The organism is Micromonospora lupini str. Lupac 08, assembly GCF_000297395.2.
GTDB classification, from domain to species: domain Bacteria; phylum Actinomycetota; class Actinomycetes; order Mycobacteriales; family Micromonosporaceae; genus Micromonospora; species Micromonospora lupini.
This window is the reverse complement of sequence record NZ_HF570108.1, coordinates 1778266-1795390: the sequence shown is the minus strand read 5'-3', so window position 1 is coordinate 1795390 and position 17125 is coordinate 1778266. Positions and strand designations below refer to the sequence as shown.

The following is a 17125-nucleotide window of genomic DNA, read 5'->3' as shown; positions in this document are numbered from 1 at the left end:
CATGTCCTGATACGGGGGGTTTCGTGGCAACCTGCGAGGTCTGCGGCAACGACTACTGGATGGCGTTCGAGGTGCACACCGTCAGCGGCGATGTGCACACCTTCGACTCCTTCGAGTGCGCGATCCACCGCATGGCACCCATCTGCGAACACTGTCAGATCAAGATCGTCGGGCACGGCGTGGAGGTCAACGGCCGGTTCTTCTGCTGCGGGCACTGCGCCCGCGCGGTCGAGGGCGCCGAGGGCGCCGAGATCCGCGACGCCGTGGGCGCGCGCCCCGCCTGACCGCGCCAGCCCGGCCGCGGGCCCAGCCGGACCACCAAACTGGGGTACGGTCGTCGCCATGCGGCCGTTCCTGGGCGTCCTGCCCCCGCCGCGCTCCTGAACGGAGCGCCGCGCGTCTCGCCGACCGGGTGACCTGACCCCGCTCGGCCACCTTGTCGTATGCGCTCCGTCGACGTCGCCCCCGTCAACGGCTCACCCTTCGGAGCGCATCCGTGTCCACCTCTCGTACCTTGCGCCCGGCCGCTTCCGGGCCGGCCGTCCGCCGGGCCCGCACGGGCCTTATCCAGATCAGCGTCACCGGAGTCCTGTGGGGCACCACAGGCGTGGCGGTGCAACTGCTGCGCGAGAGCACCGGGCTCAGCCCGGTCAGCATCGGCTTCCACCGCCTGGCGATCGCCGCGCTCGTCCTGCTGGCGTGCACCGTCGGCCGGCTGGGCGCGCTCCTGGCCGCCCTGCGCGCCGCACCCGTACCGCTGCTGTTCACCGGCGTCGGCCTCGGGCTCTACCAGGCGCTCTACTTCGCCGCCGTGGCGCTCGCCGGGGTCAGCGTGGCCACCGTCGTGAGCCTGGGCCTGGCCCCGGTGCTCGCCACGACCTGGGAGTCACTGCGGGCCCGCCGGCTCCCCGACCCGGTGCGCCTCGGCACCCTGGTCACCGCAGTGGCCGGGCTCGCCCTGATCACCGGGGCCACCGCCGAGCCCACGACTGCCGCTCCGGCTCCGCTGCTGGGTCTGCTCGCGGCCGCCGGGTCCGGCCTCGGGTACGCGGTGACGACCCTGATCAGCCGCCAGGTGTCGCAGCACACCGCGCCGATGACACTGACCACGATCTCCACGGTGGTCGGCGCGCTGACCCTGGCGCCGATGGCAGTGGTGTCCGGCGTCGCCGTCGACGTACGCCTCGACACCCTGGCCCTGCTGCTGCACCTCGGCGTCGTCACCACCGCCGTGGCGTACGCGCTGTTCTACGCCGGGCTGCGGACGACCGCCGGCAGCGTCGCGGCCGTGCTGACCCTGCTCGAACCGCTGACGGCGGCCGCCCTGGCCGTGGCGCTGCTGCACGAACCGCTGCCACTGCCGGTGCTCGTCGGCGGCGCGTTGCTGCTCACCGCCGTGGCCGCCACCTACCTCGCACCCGACCGGGCAACCGACCACCTGGTCCGGCAGGGCGCGGACACCGCCTGAACCCCCCGGCCTACGATCGGTGCCGTGCCCCAGCAGACCACCGAGGTCCGGACGGCCGGGTTCGCCGACCTGGACGCTCGCACCTTCCACGACCTGCTCAAGCTGCGCATCGACGTGTTCGTGGTGGAGCAGCACTGCCCCTACCCCGAACTCGACGGGCGGGACGTGGAGCCGGGCACCCGCCACCTCTGGTTGACCGACGGCGGCGCGCCGCTTGCGTACCTGCGGATCCTGGCCGACCCCGACGGCGTCGCCCGGATCGGTCGGGTGGTGGTGGCCCCGGCGGCGCGCGGCGGCGGGCAGGCCGGTCGGCTGATGACGGCCGCGTTGGACCTGGTCGGCGACCGGCCCTGCGTGCTGGAGGCCCAGTCGCACCTCGTCGGTTTCTACGCCCGGCACGGCTTCACGGCGAGCGGCCCCGAGTACGTCGAGGACGGCATCCCGCACACCCCGATGCGTCGCACCGCGGGACCCGCGCCGACGACGCCGACCATTGACGTCTGACGATCGGCCTGGCATCGTGCCGGGTGGAGCCAGCGCGAGAGCAACGCAGTAGGCACGGGAGCGGGCAACTCCCGGCCGTCCGGGTGTCGTCGTCCGACCTCATCCCCCCGGGGGCTCCATGTCCACTCTCGCCCGATCACCACGCGTGCGCCGGCCACTCGCCATCGCGGCGGCCGCCACGCTCCTGCTGACCACCGCGCTGAGCGTCGCGCTGGTCCAGCCCGCCTCCGCGCACGGCTCGGTCGTCGACCCGGCCTCGCGCAACTACAGCTGCTGGCAACGCTGGGGCAGCGAATTCCAGAATCCCCGGATGGCCACCGAGGACCCGATGTGCTGGCAGGCCTGGCAGGCCGACCCGCAGGCCATGTGGAACTGGAACGGCCTGTTCCGCGAGGGCGTGGCCGGCAACCACCAGGCCGCCGTCCCCAACGGCCAGCTGTGCAGCGGCGGGCACACCCAGAACGGTCGCTACAACGCGCTGGACACCATCGGCGCGTGGAAGGCCACCCCGGTGTCGAACAACTTCCGGCTGCGCTTCTTTGACCAGGCCAGCCACGGCGCCGACTACATCCGGGTGTACGTGACCAAGCAGGGCTTCAACTCGTCGACCGAGGCGCTTGGCTGGGACGACCTGGAGCTGGCCGGCCAGATCGGCAACACCCCTGCGTCGCAGTGGGACCGGGACACCGGTGGCGTCTCCATCCAGATCCCGGTGAGCGCGCCGGGCCGCACCGGGCGGCACATCGTCTACACCGTGTGGCAGGCCAGCCACCTGGACCAGTCGTACTACCTGTGCAGTGACGTGGACTTCTCCGGCGGCACGAGCACCCCGCCGCCCACCACGCCGCCGCCGACGACCCCGCCTCCGACCACGCCGCCCCCGACGACGCCGCCGCCCACCACTCCCCCGCCCACCACCCCGCCGCCGAGCACGCCTCCGCCGAGCACTCCCGTGCCGGCCGGCGCCTGCTCCGCGACGTACCAGATCACCGGCCAGTGGGCCGGCGGCTTCCAGGCCGAGGTGAAGGTGACCGCGGGCGCCAACTCGCCGACCCAGAGCTGGTCGGTGAGTTGGAACTACAACAACGGTCAGAAGGTCGCGTCCGCGTGGAGCGCCGATCTCACCACCAACGGCACGCTTGTCACCGCACGCAACGTGAACTACAACGGCGCCCTGGCCGGCGGAGCGAGCACCACGTTCGGCTTCCTCGGCTCGTGGACCGGTAGCAACCCCGTTCCCCTGGTCTCCTGTACGAAGACCAGTTGATCCCCGTCCGGCGCCGCACCCGGGCGGGGGCGCGGCGCCGGCCGGCGGGGATCAGCCGGCCGGCGGGGATCAGACCAGGCAGTTGACGATCTCGGCGACCGAGCGGCGGCGGCCCGTGTAGAACGGGACCTCCTCGCGGACGTGCCGCCGGGCGCCGGAGGCGCGCAGGTCCCGCATCAGGTCGACGATCCGGTGCAGCTCGTCGGCCTCGAACGCGAGCATCCACTCGTAGTCGCCAAGCGCGAACGAGGCCACCGTGTTGGCCCGTACGTCGGGGTAGCCGCGGGCCATCTTGCCGTGCTCGGCGAGCATCTCGCGCCGCTCGGCGTCGGGCAGCAGATACCACTCGTAGGACCGCACGAACGGGTAGACGCACAGGTAGGGGCGGGCCTCCTCGCCGGCCAGGAACGCCGGGATGTGGCTCTTGTTGAACTCCGCCGGCCGGTGCAGCGCCATCTGCGACCAGACCGGGGTCAGCGCCCGGCCCAGCGTGGTGCGGCGGAACCGCAGGTACGCGTCCTGAAGCGCGTCGCTGGACGCGGAATGCCACCAGATCATCACGTCCGCGTCGGCGCGCAGCCCGGACACGTCGTACACGCCCCGGATCACCACGTCCTTGCCGGCCAGCTCCTCGAAGAGCGACTCGACCTCACCTGTGACGTTGTCCCGCAACGACGGCAGTGGGGCGCTCGCCCGGAACACCGACCACATCGTGTAGCGGATGCTGTCGTTCAGCTCCCGCAACCGGGCCGCGTTGGTCTGCTCGGTCATCTCGCCGGTCCTCCCAGTGCTGTGATGATCTCGTCGGCCGCCGTCTCGCCGGAGCGGACGCAGACCGGTATGCCGACACCGTCGTAGCCGGCGCCGGCCAGGACCAGTGTGGGATGCACGGCCCGCAACGCCGTGCGCGCGCCACTCACCCGGTCGGCGTGCCCCGGGGCGTACTGGGGCAGCGCGCCGCCCCACCGCTGCACGTGCCCGTCGACCGGGGCGGGCAGCGGAGCGCCGAGCACCGCCGACAGCTCCCGGTGCACAGTCGCGGCCAGGTCCGCGTCCGGCCGCTGGAGGTGCGCCTCCTCGCCGTAGCGGCCCACCGAGGCACGCACCAGCGCCAGCCCGTCCGGCCGACGCAGGTGCCCCCACTTCGTGGTGAAGAACGTGGCCGCCTTGATCAGCAGCCCCTCGGTGCTCGGCACCAGGAAGCCGGACAGCTCGGGCAGCAGCGGCTGCGGCAACGCCAGGGTGACCAGGGCGACGCTCGCGTAGTCCAGCTCGCCGACGGCCGCGGCCGCCACCGGGGCCGGACCGGCGAGCAGCCGGGCGGCCGGCCGGGCCGGCACGGCCAGCACCACGGCGTCCACGTCGACCAGTTCCGGATCGCGGGTCGGGCCGACCGTGAGCCGCCAACCGGTGCCGGTCGGGGTCAACTCGCGCACGGCGGCGTCCCGTCGTACCGTCGCGCCGCTGGCCGTCACCGCCGCCTCGACCAGGGTGCTCAGCCCGCCAACCATGGTGCCGAAGACCGGGGCGCCCGGCGCGCGCGGCGCGGCGGCCTGCGCCGCCCGGACCGCGCCGACCAGGGTGTGCTCCACGCGTGCCGTGCGGGCCAGCGCCGGCATCGTGGTGACCAGGGACAGGTCGTCGGCACGGCCCGCGTACACGCCGCCCAGCATGGGGTCGACCAGCCGGTCGACCACCTCGTCGCCGAACCGGGACCGGACCAGCGCGCCCACCGAGACGTCCGCGTCCGGCCCGACCAGCGGCCGGCCGTCGTCGGTGTCGGCGTCCGCGGCCGGGCGCGCGACGGAGGCCACCCGCTCCAGATCCCCGGGTACGCCCACCAGGGTCCCGCCCGGGACGGGGCGCAGCCCCCCGTCGACGACGAGCGCGGCCTGCCCGACGCTGGGGTGCACGATCCGGTCGGCCAGGCCGAGCCGGTGCGCCAACGCCACCGCCGCGCTCTGCGCCCCGGTCGGGTCGCGCATCAGGAACGACTCGGCGCCGAACTCCACCGGCGCGCCGGCCAACGTCCCGGTACGCAGCTTGCCGCCCACCGCGCCGGACTGCTCGTACACCGTGATCTCGGTGCCCTCCGGCGCGCGGTCGCGCAGCCGGACCGCGGCGGCCAGCCCGGCGATCCCGCCGCCGACCACCGCCACCCGCCAGGGCTGCCGCATCGCCGTGTCAGCCCTGGTCGGCCCGGCGGCTGGAGACCTCGTGCACAAGCGCGACCACCCGGGTCAGCACGTCCGGATCGGTCTCCGGCAGCACACCGTGGCCGAGGTTGAACACGTGCCCGGGAGCCGCCCGCCCCTGGGCCAGGATCCGGCGCACCTCGGCCTCCACCACCGGCCACGGCGCGAGCAGCACGGCCGGGTCCAGGTTGCCCTGCACCGCCTTGTCCGGGCCGATCCGGTGCGTGGCCACGTCCAGCGGCGTACGCCAGTCGACGCCGACCACGTCCGCGCCGGCCTCGCCCATCGCGCCGAGCAGCTCGGCGGTGCCCACCCCGAAGTGGATGCGCGGCACGCCGGCGTCCGACAGCCCGCTGAGCACGGCAGTCGAGTGCGGCAGCACGTAGCGGCGGTAGTCGGCCTCGGAGAGCGCACCGGCCCATGAGTCGAACAGCTGCACGGCGGACACGCCGGCCTCGATCTGCACCCGCAGGAAGGCAAGCGTCACCTCGGCCAGCCGGCCGCAGAGCGCGTGCCACAGCTCCGGATCGCCGTACATGAGCGCCTTGGTCTTCGCGTGGGTCCGCGACGGGCCACCCTCGACCAGGTAGCTGGCCAGGGTGAACGGTGCGCCGGCGAAGCCGATCAGCGGGGTGTCGCCCAGCTCGACCACCAGCTGGCGGACGGCCTCGTCCACGTACGGGACGTCGTCGCGGCCGATCGGGCGGATCCGCTCGACGTCGGCGGCGGCACGGATCGGCTCGGCCACGACCGGGCCGGTGCCCGGCACGATGTCCAGGTCGATCCCGGCCGCGGCGACCGGCACCACGATGTCGCTGAACAGGATGGCCGCGTCTACCCCGTGCCGGCGCACCGGCTGGAGGGTGATCTCGGTGACCAGCTCCGGGCGACGGCAGGACTCCAGCATCGGCACGCTGGCCCTGATCTCCCGGTACTCCGGCAGTGAGCGGCCAGCCTGGCGCATGAACCAGACCGGGGTGTGCGGGCCGGGCCGACGCCGACAGGCCCGGATGAAGGGCGAGTCGGCCGGGCCGCCGGGGCGCGGGTGTCCGTCTCGGGCGGCAGTGCCCGTGGTGTCCGTGGTCATCGCCGCAATCGTGCCACGCCGCCCGACCCCAGGCCGCCGGGGGTGAACGGAAGGGGACGCACCTAACGTCCGTCGCGTGGCGGGGCGGTCGGGGTACGTGTCGGCGCGCCGTCGAAGCCTGTGGGCCGACGGCGGCATAGGCTGCCGACATGGCCCCCCCGATCGCGCTCCCGGAGACCTTCGCCCGCGCGGTCGCCGGGTTGCGGTCACCGGCGCCCCGACCGGAGATCACCCTCGAGGAGGTCGGCGCCCCCCAGCGGCTCGCGCCGTTCACGTTCGCGCTCTCCGCGACGGTGCTGCGCGACGGCGACGAGGTGGCCACCGGCCGGCTGATCCTGCTGCACGACCCGGCCGGGCACGAAGCCTGGCAGGGCACGCTGCGACTGGTCACCTACGTGACGGCCGAGTTGGAGGTCGACCTCGCCGCCGACCCACTGCTCCCCGGCGTGGGGTGGACGTGGCTGACCGACGCCCTGGACGCCCAGGACGCGGGTCACCGGGCGATCGGCGGGACGGTCACCCAGACCATGTCGACCCGGTTCGGCGACCTGGCCGGCCCACCGACGGCCGGCGACATCGAGATCCGCGCCTCCTGGACACCCGTCGACGACGACCTCGCCCCCCACCTGCTCGGCTGGTGCGCCCTGCTCGCCTCGACGGCCGGCCTCCCCCCACCCGGGGTCACCGCCCTGGCCGACCGCCGCCCGGCCGCCACCGCCTGACACCTCGGCGGCGGCCGGCACGGTCGCTAGCGGGTCAGAGGTAGTTCTCCGCCTCGTCGCACACCTTGTCGAGGCCCTTCATCGCCGTGTTGTACGCGCTCCTGTTCCCGGCCGCCGCCGCACCCAGCGCGGTGGTCAGCTTGTCCAGGCAACTCGCGATGACCTTCTTCTGCCGGGCCTGCTCGTCGCGGTCGTTGCGGGTGCCCGTCAGGTCCTGCTCGGTGTTGTCGAGCTTGTCCTGCATGGCCTGCAGATCGGTCTTGAGCTTCGCGATCTCGGTGGTGTTGGCCGAGATCGTCCCGTCACGCTGGCTGACCTGACTGGTGAGGCGCTTCTCGGTCCGGTTCAGCTCGTTGTTCTTGGTCACGAACAGCCCGGTCATCACCCCGCTGACCACGAAGAGCAGCGCGGCCACCAGGGCCAGCACCAGCACCGCGCGACCACGCCGCGGGGCCGGGGCGGCACCGTACGGCGCCATCCCGGGCGGACCCGACATGGGCTGCCCGTACGCCGCCCCCGAGACCGGCGGGGCGGACATCGGCTGCCCGTACGCCGGACCGGACACCGGCGGGGCGGACATCGGCTGCCCGTACGCCGCGCCGGAGACCGGCGGGGCCGACATCGGCTGGCCGGCGTACGGCGGAGCACTGGCCGGGTAGCCCGGCGTCTGCGGGGCGCCGTACTGCGGCTGCGCGGGCGCGACGCCGCCGTACTGCGGCTGCTCGGGCGCAGCGCCGTACTGCGGCGCGGCGTGGCCCGGCGCGTACTGCTGCGGCGCGGGCTGCCCGGCCGGGTACCGCACGGTCGGGTCGGCGCCGGCCGCGTGCTGCACGGTCGGGTCGGCGCCGGCCGCGTGCTGCACGGTCGGGTCGGGGTCGGGCGAGCCGGCCGGCGGCGTCGGGGTGGCGGGCGGGAAACCCTCCGGCCCGGTCGGTGGCTGGGACATGTTCTTCCTCCAGGTGAGCAGGTCCTCCGCCGGTAGGCGCGACGGACCGGATGCAGCGACGGGGTCGTCCGGGGCCGAGGACCCGGACGGTTCGGGGACGGCCGGAAAGGCCGTCGGTGGCGCGAGCGGCCGGGAGGGCCGCGGGTGGCGCGAGCGGCCGGGGCCGCGGGTCAGCAGATCTTGAACCCGTCGCAGGCGACCTTGATCGGGATGGCGAGCCCGATGCCCTCGGCGTCGCGAGCCTTGGCGGTGGCGATGCCGACCACCTGCTTGCTGCCGTTGATCACCGGGCCGCCGGAGTTGCCGGGGTTGATCGGGGCGTCGAACTGGATGGCGGGGCCGGAGCCGCCCTGAGCGGCGCGCAACGCGCTCACCACACCGGTCGTGACGCTGTCCTCCAGGCCGAGCGGCGCACCGACGACGATGATCTGCTGCCCGGACTTCACTGCGGTGGGCGCGGTGACCAGGCCGGTGAACTTGCCCGTCGCCCGCAGGTGCGCCACGTCGTTGGCCTTGTCGACCTTGACGATGGTGGCCGGGAAGCGCTGGTCCGTGCGCTCCAGGAAGACCTGCCGGCCGCCGCTCTCCCAGACCGACTCGACCACGTGGAAGTTGGTGAACAGGTTGGTGCCGCCACCGGCCGCCGGCTTGCCGACCGCGAACGCGGTGCCGGTGAACTGACCGGCCCGCACCCGGAAGACGCTTGGCAGCACGGCGCTTGCCACCGCCTCGGGGTTGAACGCGGCCCCGGCCTGCTTCTCCAGCGCGTCCGCGCGCTGTTCCAGGCCGTCGAGGCGGGTGCCGTCGCCGTCCTGGGCCTGGGCCAGCCTGCGGTCGGTGGCGGCGAGCCGGTCGTCGAGCCGGTTGAGCTGGTACGCCTGCAGTCCGGCCACGGCGGCAAGCGCGACGACGAGCAGCACGGCGAGCGCCCTCGGCCACCGGCGTCGGGTGGGTCGCGCGGGCGGGGTGACGCCCGGCCAGCCGGGCTGGCCGGGGTTGCCGGGCTGGCCCGGGTGACCCGCGGTGGCGAACGGCGGCGCGCTGGCCAGGTCACCGGCGGGCGGGTAGCCGCCAGCGCCGTAGGACGTGGGAGTGCCCGGGTTGTACGTCCCGGGGCCGTACGGCGCCGGCCCCGTCGCGTACGGCGCGGCCGTGCCGTGTGCGGCGGGCATGCCGGGTGCGGCGGTGCCGTGCGCGGCGGCCGTGCCCGGTGCTGCGGTCGTGGCGTGCGGGCCGGCGGGCAGGGGCCCCTGGGGCGCGGCGCCCCACTGGCCTGCGTTGGGTGGGGCCACCCAGCCGGTACGGGGCGCCGGGACGGCGGCGGAGGGCTCGGCGCTCTGGCCCGGTGCGCCGGGCCAGGTGGCGCCGACCTCCGGGTGCGGTTCGATGCGCGGCGGCAGCGGGCCCGGTCGTTCGGCGGCCCGCCCGCTCACGTCGTCAGGCTCGGCGCCCGTTGGCCGTGCGTCCCCCGCACCGAAGCCAGCCGTCATGATCATCTTGCCTTTCCCCGTGGTCTTTCGCTTGCGGCCACGACCCAGGATCACCCGAGCGGGGTCGGCGGCTCGATGGACCGTACCTGCGCGAAAGGGCTTTGTCTCCCCCGATGTCCGGCATCCGAAAGGACGCCTTACGGACACCTGACCGACACACGCCGGACCGGCTGCACACGCCGGATCCTGGCGCGCACTAGGGTTGGCAGGTGACCGACGAACCACCCCTGCGCCGTCGGCCCACCGAAGAACTCCCGGGAAACGCACCCCAGCAGCCGCCGTCGGCCCAGCCGCAGCCGGCGGGCGAGGGGCCCGACCCGACCGACGGTGGGCCCGTTCCGCTGACCGCCCCCCGCGACGGCACCCCTGATCCGGTGACCACCTCGGCCGAGCTTGCCGAGGTCGTGGCCCGGTTCGCGGCGGGCACCGGCCCGGTCGCCCTGGATGCCGAGCGCGCTTCGGGGTACCGCTACAGCCAGCGCGCGTACCTGGTGCAGCTGCGCCGCGCGGGCGCCGGCACAGCACTCATCGACCCGCTGCCGCTGCCCGATCTCAGCACGCTGGACGCGGTGATCGGCGAGGCCGAGTGGGTGCTCCACGCGGCCAGTCAGGATCTGGCCTGCCTCGCCGAGGTGGGGCTGCGCCCGCGCCGGTTGTTCGACACGGAACTGGCCGCTCGGCTGGCCGGGTTCGAGCGGGTCGGCCTGGCCGCGCTGACCGAGCAGCTACTCGGATTCACCCTGGAGAAGCACCACTCGGCGGCCGACTGGTCGAGTCGACCGCTGCCCGAGTCGTGGCTGACCTACGCCGCGCTCGACGTGGAGATGCTCACCGACCTCCGCGACGCGCTCGACGCCGAGCTGACCCGGCAGGGCAAGTCGGCCTGGGCCGCGGAGGAGTTCGCCGCGCTGGTCCGGACCGGCGCCCGGCCGCCCCGGGTCCGCGCGGAGCCCTGGCGGCGCACGTCGGGCATCCACCGGGTGCGCGGGGCGCGGGCCCAGGCCCGGGTCCGTTCGTTGTGGTACGCCCGGGACCAGATCGCGGCCCGGCGGGACGCCGCGCCCGGCCGGGTGCTGCCCGACTCGGCCATCGTCGCCGCGGCCGAGCTGGACCCGAAGGACGAGAAGACGCTGCTGACGCTGCCCGGCTTCGGGGGGCGCTCGGTCCGCCGGCTGGCCCGCACCTGGCTGGCCGCGCTCGACGACGCCCGGGAGCTGCCGGACGACGCGCTTCCGGCCACCCCGGCGGTGGAGGGCCCACCACCACCGCACCGGTGGGCCGAGCGGGACCCGGTGGCGGCCGGTCGCCTGGCCCGCTGCCGGGAGGTGGTGGTCCGCATCGCGGGCGAGCACAACCTGCCCCCGGAAAATCTGATCACCCCGGATTCGGTACGTCGTCTGGCGTGGAGCCCGCCGGAGGAGGTCACCGAGGACGCGGTGGCGGAGACCCTGCGCGGCTTCAACGCCCGCGAGTGGCAGATCGCCCTGCTGACTCCCGAGCTGACCCAGGCCCTGTCCCCCAACCCCATCCCCTGACCCGCCCCGCTCTCCGGTGTGGGGTGTGCCACAGCGGGGGGCGGGCGGCAGGTTGGTTACTGGCGAGTAGCATCCGGGGTAACGTGCCCGTCCGGCTAGGAGGCTCAAGTGCCCCGTGAAGTTCGGGATGTCGTCTTCGTCGACGGCGTCCGTACCCCGTTCGGCAAGGCGGGTGGCATGTACGCCAACACCCGCGCCGACGACCTGGTGATCCGCTGCATCCGTGAGCTGCTGCGCCGCAACCCGCAGCTGCCGCCGGAGCGGGTCGAGGAGGTCGCCATCGCGGCCACCACCCAGATCGGTGACCAGGGCCTCACCATCGGCCGTACCGCCGCGCTGCTGGCCGGTCTGCCCAAGACCGTTCCCGGCTTCGCCATCGACCGCATGTGCGCCGGCGCGATGACCGCCGTGACCACCGTGGCCAGCGGCATCGCCATGGGCGCGTACGACGTCGCCATCGCCGGCGGCGTCGAGCACATGGGCCGCCACCCGATGGGTGAGGGCGTCGACCCCAACCCGCGCATCATCGCGGAGAAGCTGGTGGACCCGTCGGCGCTGGTCATGGGCGCCACCGCGGAGAACCTGCACGACCTGGTCCCGCACATCACCAAGGCGCGCACCGACGCGTTCGCGCTCGCCTCGCAGCAGAAGACGGCGAAGGCGTACGCCAACGGCAAGCTTCAGGACGACCTGGTGCCGGTGGCCATCCGCGACGCCGAGGGTGGCTGGGGACTGGCCGGAGTGGACGAGGCGCCCCGCGACACGTCGCTGGAGAAGCTGGCCACCCTGAAGACCCCGTTCCGCCCGCACGGCAAGGTCACCGCGGGCAACGCGGCGGGCCTGAACGACGGCGCCACCGCGAGCCTGCTCGCCGACGAGGCCACCGCCCGCGAACTGGGCCTGCCGATCGCCATGCGGTTGGTGTCGTTCGGTTTCGTCGGGGTGGAGCCGGAGGTGATGGGCGTCGGCCCGATCCCGTCGACGGAGAAGGCCCTGCGCCTGGCCGGGCTCAGCATCGACGACATCGGCCTGTTCGAGCTGAACGAGGCGTTCGCCGTGCAGGTGCTCGCCTTCCTCGACCACTTCGGCATCGCCGACGACGACCCGCGGGTCAACCCGTGGGGCGGCGCGATCGCCATCGGACACCCCCTCGCGTCGTCGGGCGTACGGCTGATGACCCAGCTGGCCCGCCAGTTCGCCGAGCACCCCGAGGTCCGCTACGGCGTGACAGCGATGTGCATCGGCATCGGCATGGGCGGCACGGTCATCTGGGAGAACCCGCACTGGGAGGGAGCTAAGTGAGCGCGCTCGCCGCACCGAACGAGGTCGTCACCCGGGCGCTGCTGCGCTCGGTGACCGTGCCGGGGCTGGACCGCCCCGCCGCCCTGATCACCCTGGACAACGGCTTCGACCACACCAAGCCGAACACCTTCGGTCCCGCCGGTCTGACCAGCCTGGACGAGGCCATCACGGCCGCGCTCGCCGCCGACCCGGCGTTCATCGCGGTCACCGGCAAGCCGTACATCTTCTGCGTCGGCGCGGACATCGTGGGCCTGCCGCAGCTCGCCGACCGCGCTCAGGCGCTGGAGATCGGCCGGCTCGGCCACCGGGTCTTCGCCCGGCTCAGGGAGAGCACCGTGCCCACGTTCGCGTTCGTCAACGGCGCGGCCATGGGCGGCGGCCTGGAGTTGGCGCTGCACTGCCACTACCGGACGCTCTCCGGTGGCGCGGCGGCGCTCGCCCTGCCCGAGGTGTCGCTCGGTCTGGTGCCCGGCTGGGGCGGCACGCAGCTCCTGCCGAACCTGATCGGCATCCCCGCCGCCACTCAGGTGATCATCCAGAACCCGCTCATGCAGAACAAGATGCTCAAGCCGAAGCAGGCTGCCGAGATGGGCATCGCGGACGTGCTGCTGGAGCCGGCCGACTTCCTGGAGCGGTCCCTGGAGTGGGCCGCCGGGGTCGTCCGCGGTCAGGTCACCGTGACCCGGCCCGAGGTCGACAAGGACATGTGGGCGGGTGTGCTCTACTTCGCCCGCGAGACGCTGAACCAGCGGCTGCACGGCGCGGTCCCGGCCGCGTACAAGGCGCTCGACCTGCTGGAGACGGCGAAGGACGGCGACTTCGCCGCCGGCACCGCCGCCGAGGACGAGGCCCTCGCGGACCTGGTCTTCTCCGAGGAGCTGCGCAGCGGCCTGTACGCGTTCGACCTGGTGCAGCGGCGGGCCAAGCGGCCGGCCGGCGCACCGGACAAGGGCCTGGCCCGCCCGGTCACCAAGGTCGGCATCGTCGGCGCCGGCCTGATGGCCAGCCAGTTGGCGCTGCTGTTCGCCCGCCGCCTCCAGGTGCCGGTCGTCATGACCGACCTGGACCAGTCCCGGGTGGACAAGGGCGTCGGCTACGTGCACACCCAGATCGAGAAGGCCGTCACCAAGGGCCGGATGGACAAGGGCACCGCCGCCAAGCTGTACGGCCTGGTCAGCGGCACCGTCGACAAGAGCGCCTTCGCGGACGCCGACTTCGTCATCGAGGCGGTCTTCGAGGACCTGGGCGTCAAGAAGCAGGTCTGGGCCGAGCTGGAGAAGATCGTCTCCCCGGAGGCGGTGCTCGCCACCAACACCAGCTCGCTGTCCATCACCGAGATGGCCGCCGAGCTGGAGCACCCGGAGCGGGTGGTCGGCTTCCACTTCTTCAACCCGGTGGCCGTGCTGCCGTTGCTGGAGATCGTCCGGGGCGAGCGCACCGACGACGCCACCCTGGCGACCGCGTTCGCGGTCGGCAAGCAGCTCAAGAAGTCGAGCGTGCTGGTCAAGGACGCTCCGGCGTTCGTGGTGAACCGGCTGCTCACCCGCTTCCTGGGCACCGTCTTCGCCGCCGTCGACGCCGGCACCCCGCTGGACGTGGCGAACAGCGCACTGGACCCGCTGGGCCTGCCGATGCGTCCGCTCGCCCTGCTCCAGCTCGTCGGGCCGGCCGTCGCGTACCACGTGGGCGGCACCCTGCACACCGCGTACCCGGACCGGTTCGGTGTCAGCGAGAACCTCAAGCGGATCGCCGACTCGGGTAAGCCGATCGTGGTCGACGACCAGGTCAACGACGAGGTGGCCACGCTGCTCGTCGTCGGTGACCAGCCGCTGACCGCCGAGCAGGTCCGCCAGAACGCGCTCGACGCGCTCGCGCAGGAGATCCGGCTGATGCTTGACGAGGGTGTGGTCGCCGAGGCGCAGGACATCGACCTGTGCATGATCCTGGGCGCCGGTTGGCCGTTCCACCTGGGCGGTGTCACGCCGTACCTGGACCGGTCCGGCACCAGCGAGCGGGTCACCGGCAAGCGGTTCCTGCCGCGCGGGGCGGCGAGCCTGCCCGCCTGACAAAGATCGCAGCGCCACCGTCGCGGTGGTCGGCCGTCCAGAAAGGACGTGCCGACCACCGCGTCGTTTCTGACGGGCGGGACCTGGGCGGGGACGGCGTCGGAGCGGTCACCGGGTTAGGATCACGCGCTTCGCACCCCGATCCTGGAGCTGACTGATGTCCCAGCCGCCGGCCAACCCCTTCGGCCCGCCGCACGATTCCCCTCCCCCGCAGCAGCCCGGCCAGCCGGCAGCGCCGCAGCAGCCCGGTGGCTGGTCGCCGCCGCAGCAGGGCCAGCCGCAGCAGGGCCAGCCGCAGCAGCCCGGCGGTTGGCCGCCGCCGCAGCAGCAGGGTTTCCCGCCGGCGCAGCCGGGCCAGCCGTACGGAGCCCCGAACCAGTTCGGCGGCCCGCCGCCGGCGAAGAAGTCGAACGTCGGCAAGATCATCCTGATCGTGCTGGCAGTGGTGCTCGTGCTCTGCCTCGGCGGCGCGGCGATCACCTGGTTCGCGGTCAAGGACGAGGTGGGCGACGTCGTCGACGCCACCAAGACCCGGGTGGTCGCGCCGGCCACCCTCGCCGGTCGGGCGAAGAACACCGACCCGCAGTTGCAGAAGGCCGCCGACCAGATGGTCACCGAGATGAAGGCCGAGGTGCAGAACGAGACCAGCGCGGTCGGCGCCTTCTACGGCGACCCGACCAAGCAGGACCTCATCATGATCGCGGCGGTCTCCGGCGTGATGGCCGACCCGAAGAAGGAGCTGGACGAGGCCGTGACCGGGCTCTCCAGCGAGCTGACGGTGACCAACATGGCGGCGGTCGAGGCCGGCCCGCTGGGCGGCGACGCGCGCTGCGGCGACGGCAAGACCGACGGAGTGCCGCTCGGCGTCTGCGTCTGGGCCGACCGGGGCAGCGTGGGCCTGGTGGTCATGTACTTCAAGTCGGCCGAGGAGACGAAGGCCGAGTTCGTCACCATCCGGGGCCAGGTCGAGCAGCGCTCCTGACCCGTGCACGACCGAGGCCCCGGCCACCCTTCAGGGTGACCGGGGCCTCGCCGTACGCCACGGTCGCTCCGGCTCAGGCCGTCGGAAAGTACGCGTTCAGCTTGCTCCGCAGGTGGGCCGCGTAGATGAAGCCGAGCGCCGGGTTGCCGCGGTACGCGCTGGCCGTGCCGCTGCCGGCCTCCACCGCCACCGGTCGGGCCACCGCGGCGAACTTCACCTGCTGGCTCCCCTGCGCCCACGCCGAGGCCGCCGGGTCGACCTGGGTGCCGACCAGGGCGGGGAACACGGCCACGCCGTTCTGGAAGCCCCGCAGCTGCCCCTTGCGGGCCAACACGTAGTCCATCGCCGTGGCGGTGAACCTCTGCAGGGCGTCCGCCGTGACAAGCGTCGTCGGCGCCGCGACCGTGAACAGGTGCAGCTTGGTCGCCATCCACCGCATCCGGAAGTCGCCCCGGTGGCCGATCAGCACCGGTACGCCGCCCCAGTCCTCGGTGCGCACCTCGCAGCCGTCGGCCCGAAGCCGCTCACCGGTAGCGGTGAGGTACGCCCGCACCGGCTCGGTCGCCGTCGTGTCCATGTCTGCCCACACATTCTTCTTCTGGCTGCTGTGGCCGCTCATCTAACACGACGGCAACCCGTCCCGCCGCCCCGTCGATCATGGGGCGGCGGGACGGGATCCGAGGCGGCAGTGCCTAGACCGGCTCGCCCGTACCCGTCGCCGCGGCCCGCGCCGCCGCTGCCGCCGCTCGCTCGGCGGCGTTGCCGAGCACGCAGAACTCGTTGCCCTCCGGGTCGGCGAGCACCACCCAACCGCCGCCGGTCGGGCCGACCTGATCGGCGACGAGTGTCGCGCCGATGCCGAGCAGCCGTTCGACCTCGTCGGCCCGGGACCGGTCGGCCGGTTCCAGGTCCAGGTGCAGTCGGTTCTTCACCGCCTTGCCCTCGGGCACGGCGATGAACAGCACCTCCGGTCCGCCCGGCGGCAGGAGCATCGCCTCCGGGTCGCCCGGGAAGTCGTCGGGATGCCGGGGGCACTCGAAGACCTGCGACCAGAAACCGGCAAGGGCGTACGTGTCGCGGCAGTCGAAGCTGATGTTGTGGATCGTCGAACTCACGGTTGGTCCTCCAGAGTGGTGGCGACACGTTCCCCGGCGCTGCGGACCACGCAGAACTCGTTGCCCTCCGGGTCGGCCAGCACCGCCCACCCCGTTCCGTCGGCGCGCCGTCGGTCGACGACCATCGTGGCGCCGAGGTCGAGCACCCGCTCGATCTCGTCGTCCCGGGTCCGGTCGACAGGTTCCAGGCAGATGTGCTGCCGGTTCTTGGTCACCTTGTCCTCCGGCACCTGTTGGAAGAACAGGTTCGGCATGGTCTCGTCCTGCGGCAGCAGGGCCGCCTCCGGGTCACCGGGGACGTCCTCGCTGTGCCGGGCGTAGCCGAGCACGGCCGACCAGAAGCCGGCCAGGGAGTACGTGTCGTGGCAGTCGAAACTGATGTTGCGGATCCGTGGATACACGGGTGGTCCCTCCATGGCGGGATGGGACGCTCCGCTGCCCGGGGT

The 17125-nt window shown here is 73.4% G+C and carries 17 protein-coding genes; 9 read left to right on the top strand and 8 right to left on the bottom strand.

Features of this window, described 5'->3' with window-relative positions:
- The first annotated feature begins 23 nt into the window (after nucleotides 1-23).
- The 4 genes from MILUP08_RS09415 to MILUP08_RS09400 all read left to right on the top strand — a co-directional run bounded on the left by MILUP08_RS09415 (nucleotide 24) and on the right by MILUP08_RS09400 (nucleotide 3239).
- Complete coding sequence (locus tag MILUP08_RS09415) at nucleotides 24-284, top strand: hypothetical protein (protein ID WP_007456992.1); 261 nt, start codon at nucleotides 24-26, stop codon at nucleotides 282-284.
- 212 nt (nucleotides 285-496) lie between these two features.
- Complete coding sequence (locus MILUP08_RS09410) at nucleotides 497-1468, top strand: DMT family transporter (RefSeq protein ID WP_007456990.1); 972 nt, start codon at nucleotides 497-499, stop codon at nucleotides 1466-1468.
- A 24-nt stretch (nucleotides 1469-1492) separates the two neighbouring features.
- Entirely contained in the window at nucleotides 1493-1972 is a 480-nt protein-coding gene (locus tag MILUP08_RS09405; protein ID WP_007456988.1) for a GNAT family N-acetyltransferase, read from the top strand.
- 118 nt (nucleotides 1973-2090) lie between these two features.
- Entirely contained in the window at nucleotides 2091-3239 is a 1149-nt protein-coding gene (locus tag MILUP08_RS09400; protein WP_007456986.1) for a lytic polysaccharide monooxygenase auxiliary activity family 9 protein, read from the top strand.
- Nucleotides 3240-3308: 69 nt separating this feature from the next.
- Here MILUP08_RS09400 and hemQ read toward each other — a convergent pair whose 3' ends face one another.
- The 3 genes from hemQ to hemE are packed head-to-tail and all read right to left on the bottom strand — an operon-like array spanning nucleotide 3309 to nucleotide 6521.
- Nucleotides 3309-4010 (bottom strand): hydrogen peroxide-dependent heme synthase, encoded by a 702-nt coding sequence (gene hemQ / locus MILUP08_RS09395; protein ID WP_007456984.1) that lies wholly within the window; start codon nucleotides 4008-4010, stop codon nucleotides 3309-3311.
- Nucleotides 4007-5416, bottom strand: coding sequence for a protoporphyrinogen oxidase (gene hemG, locus MILUP08_RS09390; RefSeq protein WP_007456982.1), 1410 nt, complete (start codon nucleotides 5414-5416; stop codon nucleotides 4007-4009). Before hemG ends, hemQ begins: the two co-directional genes overlap by 4 nt.
- Before the next feature lie 7 nt (nucleotides 5417-5423).
- Entirely contained in the window at nucleotides 5424-6521 is a 1098-nt protein-coding gene (gene hemE, locus MILUP08_RS09385) for a uroporphyrinogen decarboxylase (protein ID WP_007456980.1), read from the bottom strand.
- 149 nt (nucleotides 6522-6670) lie between these two features.
- Between hemE and MILUP08_RS09380 the strand changes: the two genes are divergently transcribed.
- Nucleotides 6671-7243 (top strand): DUF3000 domain-containing protein, encoded by a 573-nt coding sequence (locus MILUP08_RS09380; RefSeq protein ID WP_007456978.1) that lies wholly within the window; start codon nucleotides 6671-6673, stop codon nucleotides 7241-7243.
- A gap of 34 nt (nucleotides 7244-7277) precedes the next feature.
- Here the strand turns inward: MILUP08_RS09380 and MILUP08_RS36600 are convergent, their stop codons facing one another.
- Together MILUP08_RS36600 and MILUP08_RS09370 are read right to left on the bottom strand one after the other, a co-directional pair.
- On the bottom strand, nucleotides 7278-8189 hold the full coding sequence (locus MILUP08_RS36600) for a hypothetical protein (protein ID WP_007456977.1): 912 nt from the start codon (nucleotides 8187-8189) through the stop codon (nucleotides 7278-7280).
- Between the two features lie 170 nt (nucleotides 8190-8359).
- Nucleotides 8360-9685 (bottom strand): S1C family serine protease, encoded by a 1326-nt coding sequence (locus tag MILUP08_RS09370; protein WP_007456976.1) that lies wholly within the window; start codon nucleotides 9683-9685, stop codon nucleotides 8360-8362.
- Nucleotides 9686-9888: 203 nt separating this feature from the next.
- Between MILUP08_RS09370 and MILUP08_RS09365 the strand changes: the two genes are divergently transcribed.
- From MILUP08_RS09365 to MILUP08_RS09350, 4 genes are all read left to right on the top strand, one after another.
- Complete coding sequence (locus MILUP08_RS09365; protein ID WP_007456974.1) at nucleotides 9889-11214, top strand: ribonuclease D; 1326 nt, start codon at nucleotides 9889-9891, stop codon at nucleotides 11212-11214.
- 108 nt (nucleotides 11215-11322) lie between these two features.
- Nucleotides 11323-12516 carry a thiolase family protein gene (locus tag MILUP08_RS09360; RefSeq protein WP_007456973.1) on the top strand — a complete coding sequence of 398 codons (1194 nt, stop codon included), beginning with the start codon at nucleotides 11323-11325 and terminating at the stop codon, nucleotides 12514-12516.
- Nucleotides 12513-14582, top strand: coding sequence for a 3-hydroxyacyl-CoA dehydrogenase NAD-binding domain-containing protein (locus tag MILUP08_RS09355; protein WP_007456972.1), 2070 nt, complete (start codon nucleotides 12513-12515; stop codon nucleotides 14580-14582). Before MILUP08_RS09360 ends, MILUP08_RS09355 begins: the two co-directional genes overlap by 4 nt.
- Nucleotides 14583-14739: 157 nt before the next feature.
- Entirely contained in the window at nucleotides 14740-15564 is an 825-nt protein-coding gene (locus MILUP08_RS09350; RefSeq protein WP_007456970.1) for a hypothetical protein, read from the top strand.
- A 73-nt stretch (nucleotides 15565-15637) separates the two neighbouring features.
- Here the strand turns inward: MILUP08_RS09350 and MILUP08_RS09345 are convergent, their stop codons facing one another.
- From MILUP08_RS09345 to MILUP08_RS09335, 3 genes are all read right to left on the bottom strand, one after another.
- On the bottom strand, nucleotides 15638-16183 hold the full coding sequence (locus tag MILUP08_RS09345) for a hypothetical protein (RefSeq protein WP_007456968.1): 546 nt from the start codon (nucleotides 16181-16183) through the stop codon (nucleotides 15638-15640).
- 73 nt (nucleotides 16184-16256) lie between these two features.
- Nucleotides 16257-16679, bottom strand: a complete 423-nt coding sequence (locus MILUP08_RS09340) for a VOC family protein (RefSeq protein ID WP_007456966.1) — start codon at nucleotides 16677-16679, stop codon at nucleotides 16257-16259.
- On the bottom strand, nucleotides 16676-17080 hold the full coding sequence (locus tag MILUP08_RS09335) for a VOC family protein (protein WP_007456964.1): 405 nt from the start codon (nucleotides 17078-17080) through the stop codon (nucleotides 16676-16678). The genes MILUP08_RS09340 and MILUP08_RS09335 overlap by 4 nt, the downstream gene beginning before the upstream one ends.
- Nucleotides 17081-17125 lie beyond the last annotated feature (45 nt).